Annotated in this window: 16 protein-coding genes, 3 tRNA genes and 2 other RNA genes; 11 read left to right on the plus strand and 10 right to left on the minus strand. The window is 60.5% G+C overall.

The genetic code is table 11. The annotated features are described in order from the left end of the window. Window positions 1-62 precede the first annotated feature (62 nt). The 8 genes from modF (at window position 63) to gpmA (ending at window position 8,240) form a co-directional block, all read left to right on the plus strand. Window positions 63-1,550 (plus strand): molybdate ABC transporter ATP-binding protein ModF, encoded by a 1,488-nt coding sequence (gene modF / locus IMX17_RS12130; RefSeq protein ID WP_182264951.1) that lies wholly within the window; start codon window positions 63-65, stop codon window positions 1,548-1,550. Window positions 1,551-1,645: 95 nt separating this feature from the next. Further along, a complete protein-coding gene (locus IMX17_RS12135; protein ID WP_182264952.1) occupies window positions 1,646-2,218 on the plus strand; it encodes a cysteine hydrolase family protein in 573 nt (190 codons plus the stop codon). Window positions 2,219-2,384: 166 nt separating this feature from the next. Continuing rightward, window positions 2,385-3,203 carry a CPBP family intramembrane glutamic endopeptidase gene (locus IMX17_RS12140; protein WP_182264953.1) on the plus strand — a complete coding sequence of 273 codons (819 nt, stop codon included), beginning with the start codon at window positions 2,385-2,387 and terminating at the stop codon, window positions 3,201-3,203. A gap of 285 nt (window positions 3,204-3,488) precedes the next feature. Continuing rightward, the gene (gene galT / locus IMX17_RS12145) at window positions 3,489-4,541 is read left to right on the plus strand and encodes a galactose-1-phosphate uridylyltransferase (RefSeq protein WP_182264954.1); all 1,053 of its coding nucleotides are present in this window, start codon (window positions 3,489-3,491) and stop codon (window positions 4,539-4,541) included. Continuing rightward, window positions 4,538-5,689: a galactokinase gene (galK, locus tag IMX17_RS12150; RefSeq protein ID WP_182264955.1), complete on the plus strand. Its 1,152-nt coding sequence runs from the start codon at window positions 4,538-4,540 to the stop codon at window positions 5,687-5,689. Before galT ends, galK begins: the two co-directional genes overlap by 4 nt. Beyond that, window positions 5,683-6,726: a galactose-1-epimerase gene (gene galM / locus IMX17_RS12155; RefSeq protein ID WP_182264956.1), complete on the plus strand. Its 1,044-nt coding sequence runs from the start codon at window positions 5,683-5,685 to the stop codon at window positions 6,724-6,726. The genes galK and galM overlap by 7 nt, the downstream gene beginning before the upstream one ends. 197 nt (window positions 6,727-6,923) lie before the next feature. Further along, on the plus strand, window positions 6,924-7,271 hold the full coding sequence (locus tag IMX17_RS12160; protein ID WP_046896799.1) for a PsiF family protein: 348 nt from the start codon (window positions 6,924-6,926) through the stop codon (window positions 7,269-7,271). A 216-nt stretch (window positions 7,272-7,487) separates the two neighbouring features. After that, entirely contained in the window at window positions 7,488-8,240 is a 753-nt protein-coding gene (gene gpmA / locus IMX17_RS12165; RefSeq protein WP_016928714.1) for a 2,3-diphosphoglycerate-dependent phosphoglycerate mutase, read from the plus strand. A 46-nt stretch (window positions 8,241-8,286) separates the two neighbouring features. On the opposite strand, the gene IMX17_RS12170 is transcribed toward gpmA, so the two are convergent. From IMX17_RS12170 to aroG, 3 genes are all read right to left on the minus strand, one after another. Beyond that, window positions 8,287-9,324 carry a M48 family metallopeptidase gene (locus IMX17_RS12170; RefSeq protein ID WP_182264957.1) on the minus strand — a complete coding sequence of 346 codons (1,038 nt, stop codon included), beginning with the start codon at window positions 9,322-9,324 and terminating at the stop codon, window positions 8,287-8,289. A 7-nt stretch (window positions 9,325-9,331) separates the two neighbouring features. Beyond that, complete coding sequence (locus IMX17_RS12175) at window positions 9,332-10,522, minus strand: YjgN family protein (protein ID WP_033642207.1); 1,191 nt, start codon at window positions 10,520-10,522, stop codon at window positions 9,332-9,334. Between the two features lie 258 nt (window positions 10,523-10,780). Further along, window positions 10,781-11,833, minus strand: coding sequence for a 3-deoxy-7-phosphoheptulonate synthase AroG (aroG, locus tag IMX17_RS12180; protein ID WP_025301893.1), 1,053 nt, complete (start codon window positions 11,831-11,833; stop codon window positions 10,781-10,783). A gap of 212 nt (window positions 11,834-12,045) precedes the next feature. On the opposite strand from aroG, the gene IMX17_RS12185 reads away from it, so the two are divergent. From IMX17_RS12185 to zitB, 3 genes are read left to right on the plus strand one after another with little or no spacing between them, the layout of a single operon-like run. Next, complete coding sequence (locus tag IMX17_RS12185) at window positions 12,046-12,651, plus strand: response regulator transcription factor (RefSeq protein WP_033642206.1); 606 nt, start codon at window positions 12,046-12,048, stop codon at window positions 12,649-12,651. Further along, window positions 12,648-15,848 (plus strand): transporter substrate-binding domain-containing protein, encoded by a 3,201-nt coding sequence (locus IMX17_RS12190; RefSeq protein ID WP_182264958.1) that lies wholly within the window; start codon window positions 12,648-12,650, stop codon window positions 15,846-15,848. The genes IMX17_RS12185 and IMX17_RS12190 overlap by 4 nt, the downstream gene beginning before the upstream one ends. After that, window positions 15,848-16,810 (plus strand): CDF family zinc transporter ZitB, encoded by a 963-nt coding sequence (gene zitB, locus IMX17_RS12195; protein ID WP_033652340.1) that lies wholly within the window; start codon window positions 15,848-15,850, stop codon window positions 16,808-16,810. The genes IMX17_RS12190 and zitB overlap by 1 nt, the downstream gene beginning before the upstream one ends. A 35-nt stretch (window positions 16,811-16,845) precedes the next feature. On the opposite strand, the gene pnuC is transcribed toward zitB, so the two are convergent. The 7 genes from pnuC to IMX17_RS12230 form a co-directional block, all read right to left on the minus strand. Beyond that, window positions 16,846-17,571, minus strand: a complete 726-nt coding sequence (pnuC, locus tag IMX17_RS12200) for a nicotinamide riboside transporter PnuC (protein WP_021504601.1) — start codon at window positions 17,569-17,571, stop codon at window positions 16,846-16,848. A gap of 20 nt (window positions 17,572-17,591) precedes the next feature. After that, the gene (gene nadA, locus IMX17_RS12205; protein WP_193549806.1) at window positions 17,592-18,653 is read right to left on the minus strand and encodes a quinolinate synthase NadA; all 1,062 of its coding nucleotides are present in this window, start codon (window positions 18,651-18,653) and stop codon (window positions 17,592-17,594) included. Window positions 18,654-19,240: 587 nt separating this feature from the next. Then, window positions 19,241-19,316: transfer RNA gene (locus IMX17_RS12210), tRNA-Lys, on the minus strand. A gap of 6 nt (window positions 19,317-19,322) precedes the next feature. Then, window positions 19,323-19,398 (minus strand) — tRNA-Val (locus tag IMX17_RS12215). A gap of 45 nt (window positions 19,399-19,443) precedes the next feature. Then, a non-coding RNA gene (locus tag IMX17_RS12220) (RtT sRNA) lies at window positions 19,444-19,567 on the minus strand. Window positions 19,568-19,580: 13 nt separating this feature from the next. Beyond that, window positions 19,581-19,656 (minus strand) — tRNA-Lys (locus IMX17_RS12225). Window positions 19,657-19,808: 152 nt separating this feature from the next. Then, window positions 19,809-19,933: non-coding RNA, RtT sRNA (locus tag IMX17_RS12230), on the minus strand. Window positions 19,934-19,940 lie beyond the last annotated feature (7 nt).

The following is a 19,940-nucleotide window of genomic DNA, read 5'->3' on the forward strand; positions in this document are numbered from 1 at the left end:
TTGACATCCCCCTGCAATGCGCCTATTTCTAAGGCAAATAATTGCAAAAAAAGGAACAGGTGATGTCGTCGTTGCACATTTCGCAAGGTTCATTCCGCTTGAGCGATACCCGCACCCTGACGCTGGAAGCGCTGGCGATCCAGGCCGGTGAAAGCTGGGCCTTCGTCGGCGCCAACGGCAGCGGCAAATCCGCCCTGGCGCGCGCGTTGGCCGACGAACTGGTTCTGCTGCGCGGCGAACGCCGCAGCGATTTTCAGCATGCGGTGCGCATCTCCTTCGAACAGTTGCAAAAGATGGTCAGCGACGAGTGGCAACGCAACAATACCGATCTGCTCAGCGCGGACGAAGACGACACCGGCCGCACCGCGGCGGAGATCATTCAGGAAGAGGTGAAAGACGCCGCACGCTGTGAGCGACTGGCCGCGCAGTTCGGCATCACCGCCCTGCTGACGCGCCGCTTCAAATACCTGTCTACCGGCGAAACGCGCAAAACCCTGCTGTGCCGCGCGCTGATGCCGCAGCCCGACCTGCTGATCCTCGACGAACCCTTCGACGGGCTGGACGTTCACTCGCGCACGCAGCTCGCCGCGCTGCTGAGCGAGCTTTCCGCCCAGGGGCAGACCGTGGTGCTGGTGCTCAACCGTTTCGACGAAATACCGGATTTTGTCCGGCAGGTGGGCGTGCTGGCGGACTGCACCCTGACCAACCGCGGGCCGCGCAGCCAGGTGATGGCGGACGCGCTGGTGGCGCAGCTGGCGCACAGCGAAAACCTCAGCGGGCTGGCGCTGCCGGAAACGGAGGATCCGGCGCATAAAGTGGCCCTGCCGGCGGATCGTCCGCTGATCGTCCTGCGTGACGGCGTGGTCAGCTATAACGAGCGGCCGATCCTCAATCATCTCGACTGGCAGGTTAACCCCGGTGAACACTGGCAGATCGTCGGCCCGAACGGCGCCGGCAAATCCACCCTGCTCAGTTTGATCACCGGCGATCACCCGCAGGGTTACAGCAACGATCTGACACTGTTCGGCCGCCGCCGCGGCAGCGGGGAAACCATCTGGGAAATCAAACGCCATATCGGCTACGTCAGCAGCAGCCTGCATCTGGATTATCGCGTCAACACCAGCGTGCGCAACGTGGTGCTGTCGGGGTTCTTCGATTCTATCGGCATTTATCAGGCGGTCTCGGATCGCCAGCGGCAGCTGACCGAGCAATGGCTGGCGCTGCTCGGGCTCGACGGCGCCCACGGTGACGCCCCGTTCCACAGCCTTTCCTGGGGCCAACAGCGGTTGGCGCTCATCGCCCGCGCGCTGGTGAAACACCCGGCGCTGCTGATCCTCGACGAGCCGCTGCAAGGGTTGGATCCGCTCAATCGCCAGCTGGTGCGCCGCTTCATCGACGTGCTGATCGGCCAGGGCGCCACCCAGCTGCTGTTCGTTTCGCACCATGCCGAAGATGCGCCGCAGTGCATCACCCACCGCCTCAGCTTCGTGCCCGACGGCCAGGACGGCTACGGCTATCAACACCAGCGGCTGGAAGCGGCCTCCGCCTGAAACGCGGCGTAAACATATCCGGCAACACTTCACCGCAGCACATCACATTTGGCCTTTTATCATAGAAAGAAAGAAGGCCATTTTCTGGAGACGCCATGTCCGCTGCGTTGATTATCATCGACCTGATCGAGGATCTTATCGGGCCCAAAGGCCGCGCCAACCACTGCCGTGAACAGGTGGCGGCGACCCACCTGCTCGCCAACGTCAATGCCGCCGCGGCCTACGCGCGGGTGCGAAAAATCCCGGTAATTTGGGTGCGGGTGGGATTCGCCGACGATTATCATGACATCCCGCCTCACTCGCCGCTGTTCAACCATCTCAAGCAGATCGGCGCGCTGCGGTTAAACGGCCCGGGCTGCCGCTGGATGCCCGAACTGCATCAGGAAGAGACCGATCTGCAGTTTGAAAAAACGGCGGTTAGCGCCTTCTCCGGTAACAATTTGTTAGCCTGGCTGCGGCAACATCGGTGCCACCATTTGCTGCTGGCGGGCATCAGCACGCCGCTCGCCATAGAAAGCACCGCGCGTCAGGCGCACGACGCCGGCTTTCAGGTGACCGTATTGCACGATCTGTGCGCAGCCCCTACGCAGGAGATCCACCAGCAGAGTCTGGATACCCTGCAAAATCTGGCCGAAATCACCCGTTCGCAGGCCTGGATGAGAAGCTAACCCGCATCGCCGCCGGTTGTGTCGGCCGGCATCATGCACAAATCCATCACTGCCCCGACCTTTAGCGTCATTCTGGTGTGCTACTATCCGCTTTAGCGCTCAATTTCGCCATCATCGCACGCCGCAAAGGCGCTGAGCGCCGTGTACATATTTAAAGGGATATATTATGTGGGGCGTACTGGCTGCTTCGTTATTTTTCTTGCCGTTTAACCGGCTGATAGCCTGGGTGATCCTGGCCGCCTCGGCGGGCATGGGGCTTTATCATGGGGTGCTGACGCCGCTCAGCCTGGGTTGCCTGTTGGCCATCGTGGCGCTGGCGGGTCTGCGTCATTATTTTCGCGCGCAGCGTAATCTGGCGATCGCGCTCGAAGGGTTGGTGATCGCCGGTTGCGTGGCGCTGTTCTTGCATCTGGTGCCTGGCATCCACAACCAGCTGATGATCGACGGCGAAAAGGCCGGCCCGCTCAGCGCGCCGTTCACCATGTATTACAACTTCGACAAGGCGATGGTGCCGTTCCTGCTGTTCGCCTGCTTGCCCACATTGTTTTCCGCCGAACGCGGCGGCAACGGCGGCAAGGCGGGCTGGATTGCGTTGCTGCTGGCCGTGCCGGCGCTGTTGCTGCTGGCGGTGGCGCTGGGCGGATTAAAAATCGAGCTGCATGCGCCCGCCTGGATCCTGCCCTTCGTCATGGCGAACCTGTTCTTCGTCTGCATGGCCGAAGAAGCGCTGTTTCGCGGCTACCTGCAGCAGCGCCTCAGCCAGTGGCTGGGGGCCTGGCCGGCGCTGATCGTCGCCTCCCTGGTGTTCGGCGCCGCGCATCTGGCGGGCGGCATGCTGATGGTGATCTTCGCGACCCTCGCCGGGGTGATCTACGGTCTGGCGTGGATGTGGAGCGGCCGTCTGTGGGTGCCGATTCTGTTCCATTTCGGACTGAATCTGACCCATCTGCTGTTCTTCACCTACCCACTGTATCAGCATCCCTAACCTCTGACGCCGGCAGAGAGCGCTTCTCTGCCGGTTGGCTGGATGAAAACGTTATCACAAGCGCCTCACCGCCCCGCCATCAACCGTTTTGCACGCTGCTTTACACCGCCTTTCCGGTACTTTTCACCGAAGTGTAAACGATTCCATTTTTCGCGTTGGATCACCTTTTTATCGCTGTAGCCATGCTATCTTTTTGCGCATTGACCACTCCCTGTTCAGCAATGGGCGTATCAAGACGGTAATTGGAAGCGATTACACCCTCGTCGACGCCAAGAAAGGAACCGTATGACGGAATTTAACCCTATCGACCATCCACACCGCCGCTTTAACCCGCTGAGCGGCCAGTGGGTGCTGGTCTCACCGCACCGCGCCAAGCGCCCCTGGCAGGGCCAACAGGAGAGCGTCCCCACGGCAACGCTGCCGACGCACGATCCCGACTGTTTCCTGTGCCCGGGCAACGCGCGCGTCACCGGCGATCGCAATCCGGAATATCGCGGCACCTATGTCTTTACCAACGATTTCGCCGCGCTGATGAGCGATACGCCGCCGGCGCCCGACAGCCACGATCCGTTGATGCGCAGCCAGAGCGCGCGCGGCGTCAGCCGGGTTATCTGCTTCTCTCCCGATCACAGCAAAACCCTGCCCGAACTGACGCTGCCGGCGCTGGAGCAGGTGGTCGCCGCCTGGCAGGCGCAAACCGAGGAGCTGGGCAAGCATTACCCCTGGGTGCAACTGTTCGAAAACAAAGGCGCGGCGATGGGCTGCTCCAACCCGCACCCGCACGGGCAGGTCTGGGCCAACAGTTTTCTGCCGAACGAGGCCGAACGCGAAGATCGCCTGCAACACGACTATTTCCGGGAACATGCCTCCCCGCTGCTGCTGGACTATGCGCAGCGCGAGCTGGCCGCAGGCGAACGCATCGTGGTGAACACCGAACACTGGCTGGCGGTGGTGCCCTACTGGGCCGCCTGGCCGTTTGAAACGCTGCTGCTGCCGAAAACGGCGGTGCAGCGCATCACCGATCTCAGCGCGGCGCAGAGCCGCGATCTGGCGCTGGCGCTGAAGAAGCTGACCAGCCGCTACGACAACCTGTTCCGGTGCTCGTTCCCCTATTCGATGGGATGGCACGGCGCGCCGTTCAACGGCGCCGACAACCGGCACTGGCAGCTGCACGCCCATTTCTATCCGCCGCTGCTGCGCTCAGCCAGCGTGCGCAAATTTATGGTCGGTTACGAGATGCTGGCGGAAACCCAGCGTGACCTGACCGCCGAACAGGCCGCAGAGCGTCTGCGCGCCGTCAGCGATATTCATTACCGTGAAGCCGGAGCCCAAGCATGAGCCTGAAACCGCTTACCCATTCCCTGTTTACCAAACACTTCGGCTATGCGCCGGCGTTGACCATCCAGGCGCCGGGGCGGGTGAACCTGATCGGCGAGCACACCGATTACAATGACGGCTTCGTGCTGCCCTGCGCCATTGATTACCAAACCGTTATCGCCTGCGCCAAGCGCGACGACCGCCAGATCCGCGTGCTGGCCGCCGATTATCAGAATCAGCAGGATCAATTCTCGCTCGACGATCCGATCGTCAGCCATCCCGACCAGCGCTGGTCCGACTATGTCCGCGGCGTGGTGAAGCACCTTCAGCGCCGTAACGCCGATTTCGGCGGCGCGGATCTGGTGATCGCCGGCAATGTGCCGCAGGGCGCGGGGCTCAGCTCCTCCGCCGCGCTGGAAGTGGCGGTGGGCCAGGCGCTGCAGGCGCTCTATCAGCTGCCGCTGGACGGCGTGGCGCTGGCGCTGAACGGCCAGGAGGCGGAGAACCAATTCGTCGGTTGCAACTGCGGCATCATGGACCAGCTGATCTCCGCGCTCGGCCGGCGCGACAGCGCTCTGCTGATCGACTGCCGCTCGCTGGAGACCCGCGCGGTGCCGATGCCGGACAGCGTGGCGGTGGTGATCATCAACTCCAATGTGCAACGCGGGCTGGTGGACAGCGAATACAACACCCGCCGCAAACAGTGCGAAGAAGCGGCGCGTTTCTTTGGCGTCAAGGCGCTGCGCGACGTCAGCCCCGAACAGTTTGCAGCGCGTCAACATGAGTTGGATCCGTTGGTGGCCAAACGCGCGCGCCATGTCATCAGCGAGAATGCCCGCACGCTGGCGGCGGCCGATGCGCTGGCGGCCGGCGATCTGCAACGCATGGGCCGGCTGATGGCGGAGTCCCACGCCTCGATGCGTGACGACTTCGAAATCACCGTGCCGCCAATCGATCGGTTGGTCGAGATTGTCAAAGCGATCCTCGGCCCGCGCGGCGGCGTGCGCATGACCGGAGGCGGCTTTGGCGGCTGCATCGTCGCGCTGATGCCGCAGGACCTCGTGGAAACGGTGCGCGCCGCCGTGGCGCACGAGTATCCGCTGCAAACCGGCGGATTGCGGGAAACGTTTTACGTCTGCCAGGCTTCGCAGGGGGCCGGCACATGCTGACGGTGAGCACGGAAGCGGCGCCCGATGGGCAGCCTTACCAGCTGACGCGGCTGCAAAACGCCGGCGGCATGACCGTCACCCTGATGGACTGGGGCGCCACCTGGTTGTCCGCGGTATTGCCGCTCACATCCGGCGAAAAACGCGAGCTGCTGCTCGGCTGCCGCAGCGCCGCGGACTATCAACGTCAGGGCGCCTATCTGGGCGCCACCGTCGGCCGTTACGCCAACCGCATCGCCAATGCCAGCCTGCCCATCGACGGTAAATCCCATGCGCTGCTCGCCAATCAGGGCGCGCACCAGTTGCACGGCGGCCCCGACGGTTTTCATGCCCGCCGCTGGCGCCGGATACAGCAGGATACGCAACAGGTCTGCTATGCGCTGCATTCAGCGGATGGCGATCAGGGCTTCCCCGGCAATCTCGACGTGCAGATTTGCTACCGCCTGACCCCCGATAATCGTCTGGAAATCAGCTATCTGGCGCAGGTCGATCGCCCCTGCCCGGTCAACCTGACCAACCACGCCTATTTCAATCTGGACGGCCCCGGCACCGACGCCCGCGCCCAACGGCTGCAGCTGTTCGCCGATCGCTATCTGCCCGTCGACGCCGAGGGCATTCCCTGCGCCGAGCTGACGCCGGTGGGCAGCAGCGGCATGGATTTTCGTCAACCGAAAACGCTGCTGCAGGATTTCCTGCGCGATCGCGACCAACAGCGGGTCAACGGTTACGATCACGCCTTTCTGTTGCACCGCATCTGCGGCGCGCTGGAAAGCCCGGCGGCCCATTTGTGGTCCGCCGACGGGCAGGTGCAAATGAGCGTGTTCACCGACGCGCCTGCGCTGCAACTCTACAGCGGCAATTTTCTGGCCGGCACGCCGGCGCGCGACGGCGGCAGCTATGCCAACCATGCCGGCGTGGCGCTGGAAAGCGAGTTTTTGCCGGACAGCCCGCACCATCCCGAGTGGCCGCAGCCGGATTGCTGGCTGCAGCCGGGGAGCCGCTACCGCAGCGCCACGCATTATCAGTTTTATCCTATCTGACCCGCCATGCCCCTCGCCGCGCGGCCGGGGGCGATTTGTTATAAATGCTTACCTTTTAGCGCTATCCCCCCGCCGGCGCCCACCTTTCCTTATTCCAAAGCGCGCACTACACTCAGGCTACCGTGATAAGCACAACGCCTTGTGCAACGTCACAATTTTCGGCCGATGGCGGCCAATCAATAGCTGAAGGAACACCTATGCGTCTGATTACTGCACTTCCATTGCTGGCGGGCTTAATGCTGAGCACCAATCTGATGGCGGCCGACGCGACGACGGCGACAAAAACGCCTTCGCCGGCGCAGGCGGCCCAACAGAAACGCATGACCGATTGCAACCAGCAGGCATCCACCAAGTCGCTGAAAGGCGCGGATCGCTCCACCTTTATGAGCACCTGTCTGAAATCCGAAGGCGCCGCTGCGACAGGCAAAACCCTGACGCCGCAGCAGCAGAAGATGAAAACCTGCAACGCCGACGCCAAGACCAAGAATCTGAAGGGCGACGCGCGTAAAACCTTCATGAGCAACTGCCTGAAAAAATCGGCCTGATTTACCCCACGCCACGGCGCGCCCGAAACGATTTCGGCGCGCCGTTTCTCCCCCTTCCGCCTCAGGCTGAACGATTCAGCTTTTTCCTTTCTCCAGCCCTTACTTTGCGGCAAGAAATTGGCTATGGTTAGACACTATCGATTGCCGAGCCCCGGCCCGCGGCAATATAATGATTTTCGTTATCATTGAAATGTCAGATTATTAAGGAGTTAAGCTATGGCTGTAACTAAGCTGGTTCTGGTGCGTCACGGCGAAAGCCAGTGGAACCAAGAAAACCGCTTCACCGGTTGGTATGATGTTGATCTGTCCGATAAGGGCCGCACCGAAGCGAAAGCAGCAGGCAAGCTGTTGAAAGAAGAAGGTTTCACTTTCGACTTCGCTTACACCTCCGTACTGAAGCGCGCGATCCACACCTTGTGGAACATCCTCGACGAGCTGGATCAGGCCTGGTTGCCAACCGAAAAATCCTGGAAGCTGAACGAACGTCACTACGGCGCGCTGCAGGGTCTGAACAAAGCCGAAACCGCTGAAAAATACGGCGACGAGCAGGTGAAACAATGGCGTCGCGGCTTCGCGGTGACCCCGCCGGAGCTGACCAAAGAAGACGAACGTTACCCTGGCCACGATCCGCGCTACGCCTCGCTGAGCGAGCAAGAGCTGCCGCTGACCGAAAGCCTGGCGCTGACCATCGATCGCGTTATCCCTTACTGGGACGAAGAGATCCTGCCACGCATCAAGAGCGGCGAGCGCGTGATCGTTGCGGCGCACGGCAACTCGCTGCGCGCGCTGGTGAAATACCTGGATAACCTGAGCGAAGACGAAATCCTCGAGCTGAACATCCCAACCGGCGTGCCGTTGGTGTATGAGTTCGACGAGAACTTCAAGCCAACCAAACGTTACTACCTGGGTAACGCCGATGAGATCGCTGCAAAAGCGGCGGCCGTGGCGAACCAGGGTAAAGCGAAGTAATTTCGCCGGTTCACGAAAAAGCCCCCGGTTTTCACCGGGGGCTTTTTTATTTCTGCTGCGCCATCGCCTCATTCACCGCATCCAGCCGTTCCTGCATCGCCGGATGGGTGCTGAGCCAGGCCGGCAGCGCCCAGTCATCGGTCTTTTCTCGTTCAGGCGCCTGCGCCAACGCGCGATAGATCGCCGCCATTTCCGCCAGCGAATGCCCCTGGCGCTGCATTTCCGCTATCGCAAACGCATCCGCCTCACGCTCCATCCCGCGAGAAAACTGCATCTCATTTACGAAGGATGCGGACTGCAGCAACGTGTCGCCGATGCCGCTGACGTCACCCGTCATCCACATCAGCGTCAACGCCACCAGTGACGAACGCACCAACATGCGCATCGGATGGCGATAAGCGTGATGCCCCATTTCGTGCAGCATCACCGCCGCCAGGCCATCGTCGTTTTTCGACAAGGTGACCAGGCTATCGCTGAGCACCAGCGTGCCGTCCGGCAACATAAAGGCGTTCGGCGCACCGGGCGCCGCCATCAACTTCAGCGAGAGCGGCGTGCGCTCTTGGCGCATGTCGGCCGGCATCACCTGCCGGAACAGCTGCTGCAGCGCCCGTTGCCGCTCGGCCGGCAGTGCCGAGGGCGCGAAGCCGCTCTGCTCCAAGAACGTCTGCGTATGTTCGCCCAGCTTCTGTTCCACCGAGGTGGGGATGCGCATGGCGATCTCGCTGCTCGCCCACGGCAGCACCACGTAAACGTAAGCCACTACCGCCAACAGCGTCATCAGCAGCGCCAGGGCGACGCCGCGTTTATGGCGTTCCAGGCGATGCACCCACCCCGGCGAACGGCGCTGATAGAACCAGCGGCGAAAGGCCGCGTCGTCGTCGGGCACAAAGCGCCCGCCCCCCTTGAAGGTGAGCGTCAGCGGAATATTGCCCAGCGCGGCAGAAACGGTGATGTCCGTCAGCGGGATGTAACGCTGTTCATCCTGCCGCTGCAACGTCACGCCTTCGCCGCTTTCGTTCACCAGCAGACGAGCCGCCTCACGTGCGGCCCGCCCCGGCAACTGATAAGCGCCTTCAAGGATCATCGGCGCCTCAGAAGCTGCCGCCCAGATCCAGCGCCTGCACCGCTTCTTCGGCCACCGCGCTGTTGGCGGTTTCCTGATGCGCCGTAATGTCCAGCAGCGCCAGATCGCCTTCAACCGCCGTGCACGCCGCCAGATAACGGGCATGACGCACTTCCGCCACCGGCGCCGCCAAACCGAGCGAGAACAGGGTAATCAGGGTATTGGTGATCAACAATCCCATGTACGGCAGCGTTTTCATTGAGGAATGCAGCTTGATGTCGCCGTTCAGCCTTGCCTGGTTAAACAGGTAGTTGCGTTGGGCGACAACCTGGTAGCTGCTGGCCACCAGGGCGCCGATCAGCAGCACCACCATCATCAGCAGAAGGCTGCTGATATTGTCCAGCACCAGCACATCGATGGCTTCGTTGGTCAACATGCCCATCAACACCATCTGATAGAGGGTAAAGAAGAACGAACCGATGCACACCAGCGCGACCAACATGAACGGCAGGAATATGAGCAGGCCGATCAAGGCAAATTTGATAAAGGCCGATTTCTTCAGTTCGGCAATAAACGGCGTGTTCCCGAAAAACAGGTTATTAACGTACAAATCATGCTGCAGTGCGCTAATAATGCCGTTTACCGCCGCAAATGCCGGCACGGCCAAAATCAGCGTCAGCACCAGCATAAATGCGATGGCGTTGATGCTGCCAAGACCGCTGCCAATGCCGAGCAAGACGATCAGACCGACATACAGTCCGATAATCAGCAATAACGGGCAGAACAGCAAAGCCCAATAGGCGCGCCCGGTGCGGCAGACATAATTAAAGCGCACGCCGCGATAGCTCGACATAATCGCATTGTAGCGCCAGCTGCGGATAACAATCCACGGCAGCAGGGCAAGCAATACCAGCAGCGCCAACAGCCCCAGCAATGGCGTCACCGCCAGCAGGAAATAAAATACGATGATGCCGCCAATCACCAACAGCCGTCCTTTCAGAATTTGCAGCGGCTGCGCATGATAATCGAAACGATCGCCGTCCAATTCCGTGTTGCCGTAAAAATAGCGACGACGACGCACCGTCGCCCAGGCGGAATAGATGCCCAGGGTCAGCGCGGTCAATAACGCGTTGACTAACCAAATAGCGAAGTACTCACCACCTTTCCCATGGAATTTAATCCGGTGCAGCCCCAGCGGCTGCGAGGTATTGTTTGTCATAATTCTTTCATCCTGAAAGGAATAAGGTCATACCACTCCCCACTTATTAGGCCTGCGGGGTTTATGGAATAAAAAAGCGTCTTATATAAGCACAATGCCGAGAGCGGTGACAATTATTCTTTTATTAAATAGGAATAATGCGAATACGGCCGCTTAAAGATTTAATAAGCCTATTGACTGTAGGCCTTAAATTGACAAGAGATATAAAATTTTAAGGTAAATAGAAAAAGGGCCCGCTGGCGAGCCCTCTTTACGCGATTAACCGCGGCGCGCTTTCACCGCCGCCGCCAGATCGCGCAGCACGGTTTCGGTATCCTGCCAGCCGATGCAACCGTCGGTGACGCTCTTGCCGTAAACCAGCGGCTCACCGCTTTCGAGGCTCTGGTTGCCTTCCACCAGGTGGCTTTCGATCATCACACCGATAATCGCTTTTTCACCGCCGCCAATCTGCCCGCAAACATCGGCGCTCACGTCCATCTGTTTTTTGAACTGTTTGCTGCTGTTGGCATGGCTGAAGTCGATCATCACCTGCGCCGGCAGCCCCGCTTTGCTCAGGCCGGCTTTGACGTCCTTCACATGCGCCGCACTGTAGTTTGGCTCTTTGCCGCCGCGCAGGATAATGTGGCAGTCACCGTTGCCGCTGGTGTTAACGATCGCCGAGTGGCCCCATTTGGTCACCGACAGGAAACAGTGCGGCGCGCCGGCGGCGTTGATGGCGTCGATCGCCACCTTGATGGTGCCGTCGGTGCCGTTCTTGAAGCCGACCGGGCAAGAGAGGCCGGAGGCCAGTTCACGGTGCACCTGCGATTCCGTGGTGCGCGCGCCGATAGCGCCCCAGCTCATCAGATCCGCCAGGTATTGCGGCGTGATCATGTCGAGGAATTCGCCGGCGGCCGGCAGCCCGCTGTCGTTGATCTCCACCAGCAGCTTGCGCGCCAGGCGCAGGCCGTCGTTGATGTTGAAGCTGTTGTCCATTTGCGGATCGTTGATCAGGCCTTTCCAGCCCACGGTGGTGCGCGGTTTTTCGAAGTACACGCGCATCACCACTTCCAGCTCGCCGCTCAGTTCTTCACGCAGCGCCAGCAGGCGCCCCGCGTACTCTTTGGCGGCTTGGGTATCATGGATGGAGCAAGGGCCAATTACCACCAGCAGGCGATCGTCGCTGCCGCGGAGGATATTGTGAATTGCGCTGCGGGCCTGGGACACCGTCTTTGCCGCGCGTTCAGTGGCCGGGAATTTCTCCAGCAAAGCCACCGGCGGCAGGAGTTCCTTAATATCATTAATGCGTAAATCGTCGTTTTGGTAATTCATAGCTTTTCCATTCGGTATCGTGGGGTATTTCGCAGTGCGTAACGGTGTAGATCCCAACAATCTAGCCTGTGAGAATGGCGCTGTAAATCACCTTTGCCCCCCACCGCTGGAACCGCCAAATTAACAGCAGATTGTGCTGTTTCATCTGGCGAGCGCAGAGCCTCCTTTTTCGCTATGCTAGCGATCGGAATATAAAGTGACCCGAGTTGAACATGCCCTCTCTGCTATTAGTTGATGACCACCCGGTGGTTCATGTCGCACTGGAAGCGGCGCTAATGAAATCATCCCGCCCCTACCGCCTGCAGGCGGCGCAGGATGACGTACAGGCGCTGGCCCTGCTGGCCGAGGCCGCTTTCGGCCTGGTGATCCTGGATATCGGCCTGCCGCAGGTCGACGGGCTGCAGCTGTTGAAAAAAATCCGCCGCCGCTATCCGCAACAAAAGATCCTGATCTATACAGCGCAGGAAGCCGATGTCTATGCGCGCATGGCGCATGCCGCCGGCGCCGACGGTTTCGTCAATAAAGGCAGCTCGCTGGCGGAGTTGGTGCAGGCGATCGAGCAGGTGCTGGACGGTGAAATCAGCTTCCCCGCCGCCGCGCTGGCCGAAGAGGCGCCGACGGCGGACGGCGGGCTGCTCACCCCTAAGGAGCTCGAGGTGCTGGGCTTGCTGAGCCAGGGGCTATCCAACCTGCAGATCGCCGACCGGCTGCACATCAGCAACAAGACCGTCAGCACGCACAAAAAAAACATCCAGCGCAAAACCGGCGCCGGCAACCTGCTGGAGCTGGTGGCGGTGTTTAAAGAGCTGGCGCCATGATGCGCCGCGCCCTGCTGCTGCTGATCCTGTGGTGCGGCCTGGCGCAGGCGGCGGAGCCGGTGCGCTATCAGCTGGTCAGCAACCTGAATACCCCTGAGAATATGCTGATCGTCGGCGAGAAAAATCCCTGGCGCGATCGCACGCTGCGCGTCGGCATCATCAGTGAGAACACCAGCCCGTACAACATCATCGTGGACGACGATCTGTATGGGCTGAACGCCGACTACCTCGGCTATATTCAGCAGGTGACCGGCATCCGCTTCGCCATTTACGGCTTCGCCGATCTGACCCAGCTGGAACAGGCGCTGCACGACGGCAAGGTCGATCTGCTGTACGGCATCCCGCAGAGCGAAGCGCTGCACGGGCTGGAGATCTCCCAGCCTTACTACATCAGCAACCTGCGCGTATTGCGCGATCGCAGCAACGATCGGCCGGTGATGCTCAATTCCGCCAACGCCCGCGTCGCGATCGGCGCGCTGACCGACATGCAGTCCGGCGGCGCCCTGCAGGCGGTGGCGTCGCAGATCCAGCGCTACGACAACAACCTGCAGGCGGTCTATTCGCTGCTCAACGGCAGCAGCGACTACTTTATCGCCGACGAGGCCAGCGCCAGCTTTATCATCGACCAGCTGCAGCTCGGCCAGCTCTATCAAATTGAAAGCAACGAGAACCTGGGCAACCTTTCCTTCGTGTTCGCCGCCGCCGACCCGCGCCTGATAGACACGCTGGACACCGCCATCGCCGACGCGCCGATGGAACTGATGAATGCCCTACAGAGCCGCTGGAGCAAAAAGATCCCCAGCTACCTCGATACCGGCAATGCCGATCTGACGACGATGGAGAAGAATTGGGTGGCGAGCCACCGCGTGGTTTACTATGCCGCCATCGAGAACAACTTCCCGTTCGCCTACCGCGGTTCCGACGGCCAGCCGCGCGGCTACGCCATCGATATTCTCAACATCATCGCGCAAAACACTGGGCTGCGTTTCGCGCCGCTGTGGGCGCGCAACGCCGAGCAGGCCGATCAACTGGTGCAATCCGGCCAGGCCAGCTTCCGCGCCGCCCTGCCACTGGCGCGCGGCGTCAAGGCGCGCTATGGCGCCAGCATGCCGATCCACCGTTCGCTGTGGGGCGTTTACGTCGGCCAGTATGCCAACGGCGTCTCGACCTGGAGCGATCTGGCCGGCAAGCGCATCGGCGTGTTGCAGGGCGATTTGGCTCAGGGGCTGGTACCGGAGCAGGAACAGACCGTCAGCTTCGCCGACAGCAAGTCGATGTACGACGCGCTGGCCAACGGCCAGTTGGATGCGCTGGTAGATAACGTCATTTCCGCCAACTTTTTGGCGCTGTCGCGCTATTCCGGCGCGATCAAACTGGCCTTCGCCGCCAACAACATCCCCTATCCGGTAGCCTTCGGCGTACGCCGCGATCAGCCGCTGCTGCTGGCGATCCTCGATAAGAACCTGATGCAGATCCCGGCGGATACCCTGCAATCGCTGCGCGACGAGTGGATCGTCGACCGCAGCAACCTTATCGACGCGGTGAACGACAACCGCATGCCGCCGCAGACCACCTGGCTGCTGGCGCTGTTGGCCGCCGCCACCGTGCTGCTGTTGGCGCTGACGCTGCGCCGTTTCATGCTGCAGCGCCGTGAAAAACGCGAACGCGAAGAGCTCGAGCAGGCGCGCCGCCGCGCCGAAGCGGAAAACCGCATGAAGAGCAAATTCCTCGCCACCGTCAGCCATGAACTGCGCACGCCGATGCACGCCATCCTTGGCCTGCTGGAACTGGAGCTCAAACGCCAACCGGCGCCGGAAGGCCTGCCGGTGATTTACAGTTCGGCCTCATCGCTGCTCAACCTGCTCAACGACCTGCAGGATCACGCGCGGCTGGAAACCGGGTCGTTGACGTTGGCACCAAAACCGGTGGCGCTGCGCCCCTGGGTCGCGCGCATTGACGCCCTTTACCGGCCGCTTATCGGCGAACGGCCGTTGACGTTGAAGGTGGCGGCGGATCCGGCGCTGCCGGAGGCGGTGGTCATTGATGGTGAGCGTTTACTTCAGGTGGCTAACAACCTGATAAACAACGCGATAAAGTTCACGACGCGCGGAACCATTCAGGTCGAGGTCGGCTGGCGCGCGCAGGATGAACGACGGGGAGAGTTGCAGTTAACGGTGAACGACAGCGGCTGCGGCATCGCCGCCGATGAAGTAAGCAAGCTGTTTCAACCGTTTTACCGCGCGCGCGGCGCGCAACGCATCTCGGTGCAAGGTACCGGTTTGGGCCTCTCTATCTGCAAAGAAATCGTCGAACAGATGGGCGGCCGCATAGAGCTGCACTCGCAGCCGGGCGTCGGCACCCGCGTCGAGGTAGTGATACCGGTCGAGCTGAGCGGCGACGCGCCAGCTGGCGCCCAGGAGGAGCACACCTTTGCTCTGCCGTCTTCCGCCTTGCGTACCGCGCTGATCGACGATCATCCCACCAATTTGTTGCTGCTGGAACGCCAACTGCGCCACTTCGGGCAGCAACCCGCCCGCTTCGAACAAGGCTATGCGCTGCTGAAGGCCCAGCGACGGCAGCCGTTTGACCTGCTGTTTATCGACTATAACATGCCGCGCCCGGACGGCCTGACGCTGGCCAGGCTGATCCGGCGCGACGAACAGCGGCTGCAGCGCCCGCCTTGCCGCATCGTGCTCTGTTCGGCGGACGTGCAGGAGTTTACCCGCATCCCGCCGGGGCTGGTGGCGATCGATCACTTCCTGACCAAGCCGATTTCGCTGACGGCGATCGGCCAGGTATTGGCTCAGCAACCGCAGGCTCAGGAAGAAAAGTCAGTCCTTACTGACCTACGGCAAACGCTGGCCGAAATGGCGGGCGGCGATCGCGCCATGCTGCAGCGGCTGGCGCAGACCCTCGGCGATACGCTGCGGCAAGACCGGCAGCGGCTCGCGGACGCCGTCGCCGCGAACGACTGGCCTCGCCTGGAGCAGGCGGCACACCGCATCAAGGGCAGCCTGCTGATGCTGCAGCTGCCGGAAGCTGCGCAACTGTGCCAACAGCTGGTGGATACCGCACGTCGGGGCGAGCTTGCCGCCGCCGCTTATACTAAATTAAAGGCGTTAGTGGCGCAGATAGAACCGGAGCTGGGCGCTCTGCTCGCCGCCGCCCCCTCTTTCGCTATGCATAAGGATGAATAATGTCGGACACTCCACACGTACACCTGCCGAAAGACAGTAATAGTAAACGCCTACTGACCGCTTTTTTAGTCACCGCCGTCTTTATGGTGGCCGAGGTGGTCGGCGGCCTGTTGTCCGGCTCGCTGGCGCTGTTGGCCGACGCCGGCCATATGCTGACCGACGCCGCCGCGCTGCTGGTGGCGCTGATGGCGGTACACTTCTCCCAGCGCAAACCCAACGCGCGCCACACCTTCGGCTACCTGCGCCTGACCACGCTGGCGGCCTTCCTCAACGCCGCAGCGCTGCTGGTGATCGTGGTATTCATCCTGTGGGAGGCGATACGGCGTTTCTTCGAACCGCAGCCGGTGATGGGTACCCCGATGCTGATCATCGCCATAGCGGGGCTGCTGGCGAACCTGTTCGCCTTCTGGCTGCTGCATCGCGGCAGCGAAGAGAAAAATATCAACGTGCGCGCCGCCGCGCTGCATGTGCTGGGCGACCTGCTCGGCTCGGTGGGCGCTATCGTCGCGGCCATCGTTATTCTCGCCACCGGCTGGACGCCGATTGACCCGATCCTGTCGGTACTGGTCTCCTGTCTGGTACTGCGCAGCGCCTGGCGGCTGCTGAAGGAGAGCTTCCACGAGCTGCTGGAAGGCACACCGCAGGAGGTTGACATCGCCAAGCTGCAAAAAGACCTGTGCCTGAACATCCCGGAAGTGCGCAATATCCACCACGTACACGTCTGGCAGATCGGCGAACAGAAGCTGATGACGCTGCATGCGCAGGTGATCCCGCCACATGACCACGATGGGCTGTTGCAACGCATCCAGGCTTATCTGTTGCAACACTACAAGATCGGCCACGTGACCATTCAGATGGAGTACCGGCATTGCGAGACGCCGGACTGCGGTATCAATCGGGCGCCGGAGCCGAGTGAACACTCACATGCCGAAGCGCATTCGCACCTTGGGCATCGCCACTAAGCCAAGAGGGCGCCATCACGGCGCCCTCTGCGTTGTTACGGCGCGGAAGATAGCGGATTGGAATGGTTGCGCCCGGCGCTCTTGATCCACAGCCAGGAGCCGTTCAGCGCGATCAACGTCAGAATGACGTACTCCAGCGCCATCGCGTAAACGCCCTGGTAAGCGAAGATCGCCACGCTGATGACATCGATCACCACCCACAGCAGCCAGTTTTCCACGTACTTGCGCGTCATCAGGATCATCGCCACGATGGACAGCACCATCATCGCCGAATCCCAGAACGGGAAAGCGTCCGGCTGCAGCGTCGGCATCTGTACGTTCAGCCCCAGCCCTTGCATCACCGCCACCGCAATCTGCGTCAGCCAGGCGAACACGCGGTCAATGTTGAAGGTCATCAGGCCGATGCCGATGACGCACACCGCCGCCCAAGCCAGCGCTTTCGGCAGCGGCAGCCAGCGGATCTGCAGCTCAGCCTGATTATCCTGCGTCTGGCGGCTCCAGGCATACCAACCGTAAATATTGGCGCCGAAGAAAAACAGCTGCAGCAGCAGGCTGGCGTACAGCTGGATCTGGAAGAAAATCACCGCGAACAGCGTGACGTTGATCAGGCCGAACAGGTAGTTGATGATTTTTTCCTTGCTGGCGTACCAGATGCACAGCAATCCGAACAGGGTGCCGATGGCTTCGATCCACGACAGATCGTAACCGCCCGCGCCAAGCGGAATATGCACCAGAATATTGCTGGTACTGAAGAAGCTCATGAGGTCATCCTTTTAAACGGTTAAGCGTTGCCTTTAACCTGCATCTTAAGCTGAGCGGCGAAATCCAGCATGCGGTTCAGCGGCACCAGCGCCTTTTCACGCAGCGCAGCGTCCACGTGGATCTCATGCTGCGCGCCCCCCTGCTCCAGCCCTTCGGCAATCGCCTTCAGGCCATTCATCGCCATCCACGGGCAATGCGCGCAGCTGCGGCAGGTCGCGCCTTCTCCGGCGGTCGGCGCTTCGAACAGCTCCTTGTCCGGACAGGCCTGCTGCATCTTGTAAAAGATACCGCGATCGGTAGCAACGATCAGCTGTTGATGCGGCAATGTTTTCGCCGCCTGAATCAACTGGCTGGTAGACCCCACCGCATCCGCCAGCTCGACCACCGCCTGAGGCGATTCGGGATGCACCAGGATAGCCGCCTGCGGATAGAGCGCCTTCATGCGCCGCAGCGCCTGGGTCTTGAACTCGTCATGGACAATGCAGGCGCCTTGCCAGCACAGCACGTCGGCGCCGGTCTGCTTCTGCACATAGCTGCCGAGATGGCGATCCGGCGCCCAAATAATTTTCTCGCCCAGGCTATCCAGATGCTCGATCAGTTCGACGGCGATGCTGGAGGTCACCACCCAGTCGGCGCGTGCTTTGACCGCCGCCGAGGTGTTCGCATAGACCACCACGGTGCGATCGGGATGGCTGTCGCAAAACACATGGAACTCCTCTTCCGGGCAACCCAGGTCAAGCGAACATTCGGCAAACAGGGTCGGCATCAGCACCTGTTTTTCCGGGCTGAGGATCTTGGCGGTCTCCCCCATGAAGCGCACGCCGGCCACCAACAACGTGGAAGCCGGATGGGCGCTGCCGAAGCGCGCCATTTCCAGCGAATCCGCCACGCAGCCACCGGTTTCTTCCGCCAGCGCCTGGATTTCCGGATCGGTATAGTAGTGGGCGACCATCACCGCATTGCGCTGCTTGAGCAGGGTTTTGATCTTCTCGCGATAAAAGGCTTTTTCCGCTACGTCCAGCGGTACCGGTTTCGGCGGGAAGGGATACACCGCCGCGTTGACATCAAACATTTCACTCATCGCTGCAATCTCATGCTAGGCTAGGCGCCTGCCGCGTGAATATCGCCTGCCGCAACGCCCATCGTTTTATATACTAAACAAAATACCTAAAATCGCGCGAAAAGTCCGCTGATATTTTCATATTTGCGCACTCAGTGTTTAATGGATTAAAAAACATAGGCGTTGACCACGCAAATCGCTGCAGATAATGCCCCGGAGAGAACGTATAGCGTTCAGAGAACGACGAGATGCAGAACGTTGCGGTGTTGAAACGAGAAAGCAGAAGATTCGGGTGCGGGATTACAGATGCGAAAAAAGCGCCAAAAGGCGCTTTTTCTGAATGGGTGGGTCGTGCAGGATTGATTCGGCCTGTGGCCTCACCCTGCGGGCAACGCTGCGCGTTGTCGTATCGCTGCGCGATGCTCGAGCCTCTACGGCTATCCGCCTATTTCATAGACGGCCCCTTCGGGCCAGCGCAAGCGCTGTTCAAAAGCATAAATGCTTTTGTCTCATCCTGCACAACTCGGTAAACTCTGTTGGCAAGAGGATAAGTCAGGTTTGGGTGTTACAGAAACGAAAAAAGCGCCAAAAGGCGCTTTTCTCTGAATTGGTGGGTCGTGCAGGATTCGAACCTGCGACCAATTGATTAAAAGTCAACTGCTCTACCAACTGAGCTAACGACCCGCAGTGTGGTGGGTGATGACGGGCTCGAACCGCCGACCCCCTCCGTGTAAAGGAGATGCTCTACCAACTGAGCTAATCACCCACTGCTGTGGTACTGCTATTTTTCACATCCTGCTCTATCAAAGAGTGGTGGGTCGTGCAGGATAACTCGGCCTTTGGCCTCGCCCTTGCGGGCCATCACCGGGGTGATGTTGTCTCGCTTCGCGAGACTCGAACCTCTACGGTTCTCATCCTGACGATTTAACACCTTGCTCTATCAAAGAGTGGTGGGTCGTGCAGGATTCGAACCTGCGACCAATTGATTAAAAGTCAACTGCTCTACCAACTGAGCTAACGACCCACTGATGTGGTTTACTGCTGATGGCGAATAGGTTACAAAAACCGACTCGCGGAAAACAAGGATGGGGATGTTCAGGACAACTCGACGGGTACTCGACTCGGACCTTTACTTTGCCACATCAAACCGATTCTGAAGCTGCCATTCTCTAAGAATGGTGGGTCGTGCAGGATAACTCGGCCTTTGGCCTCGCCCTTGCGGGCCATCACCGGAGTGATGTTGTCTCGCTTCGCGAGACTCGAACCTTTACGGTTCTCATCCTTTACGATTTTCTATTGCAGCCATTC

The sequence above is a fragment of the Serratia sp. X3 genome, from assembly GCF_014982455.1.
GTDB lineage: Bacteria > Pseudomonadota > Gammaproteobacteria > Enterobacterales > Enterobacteriaceae > Serratia > Serratia ureilytica.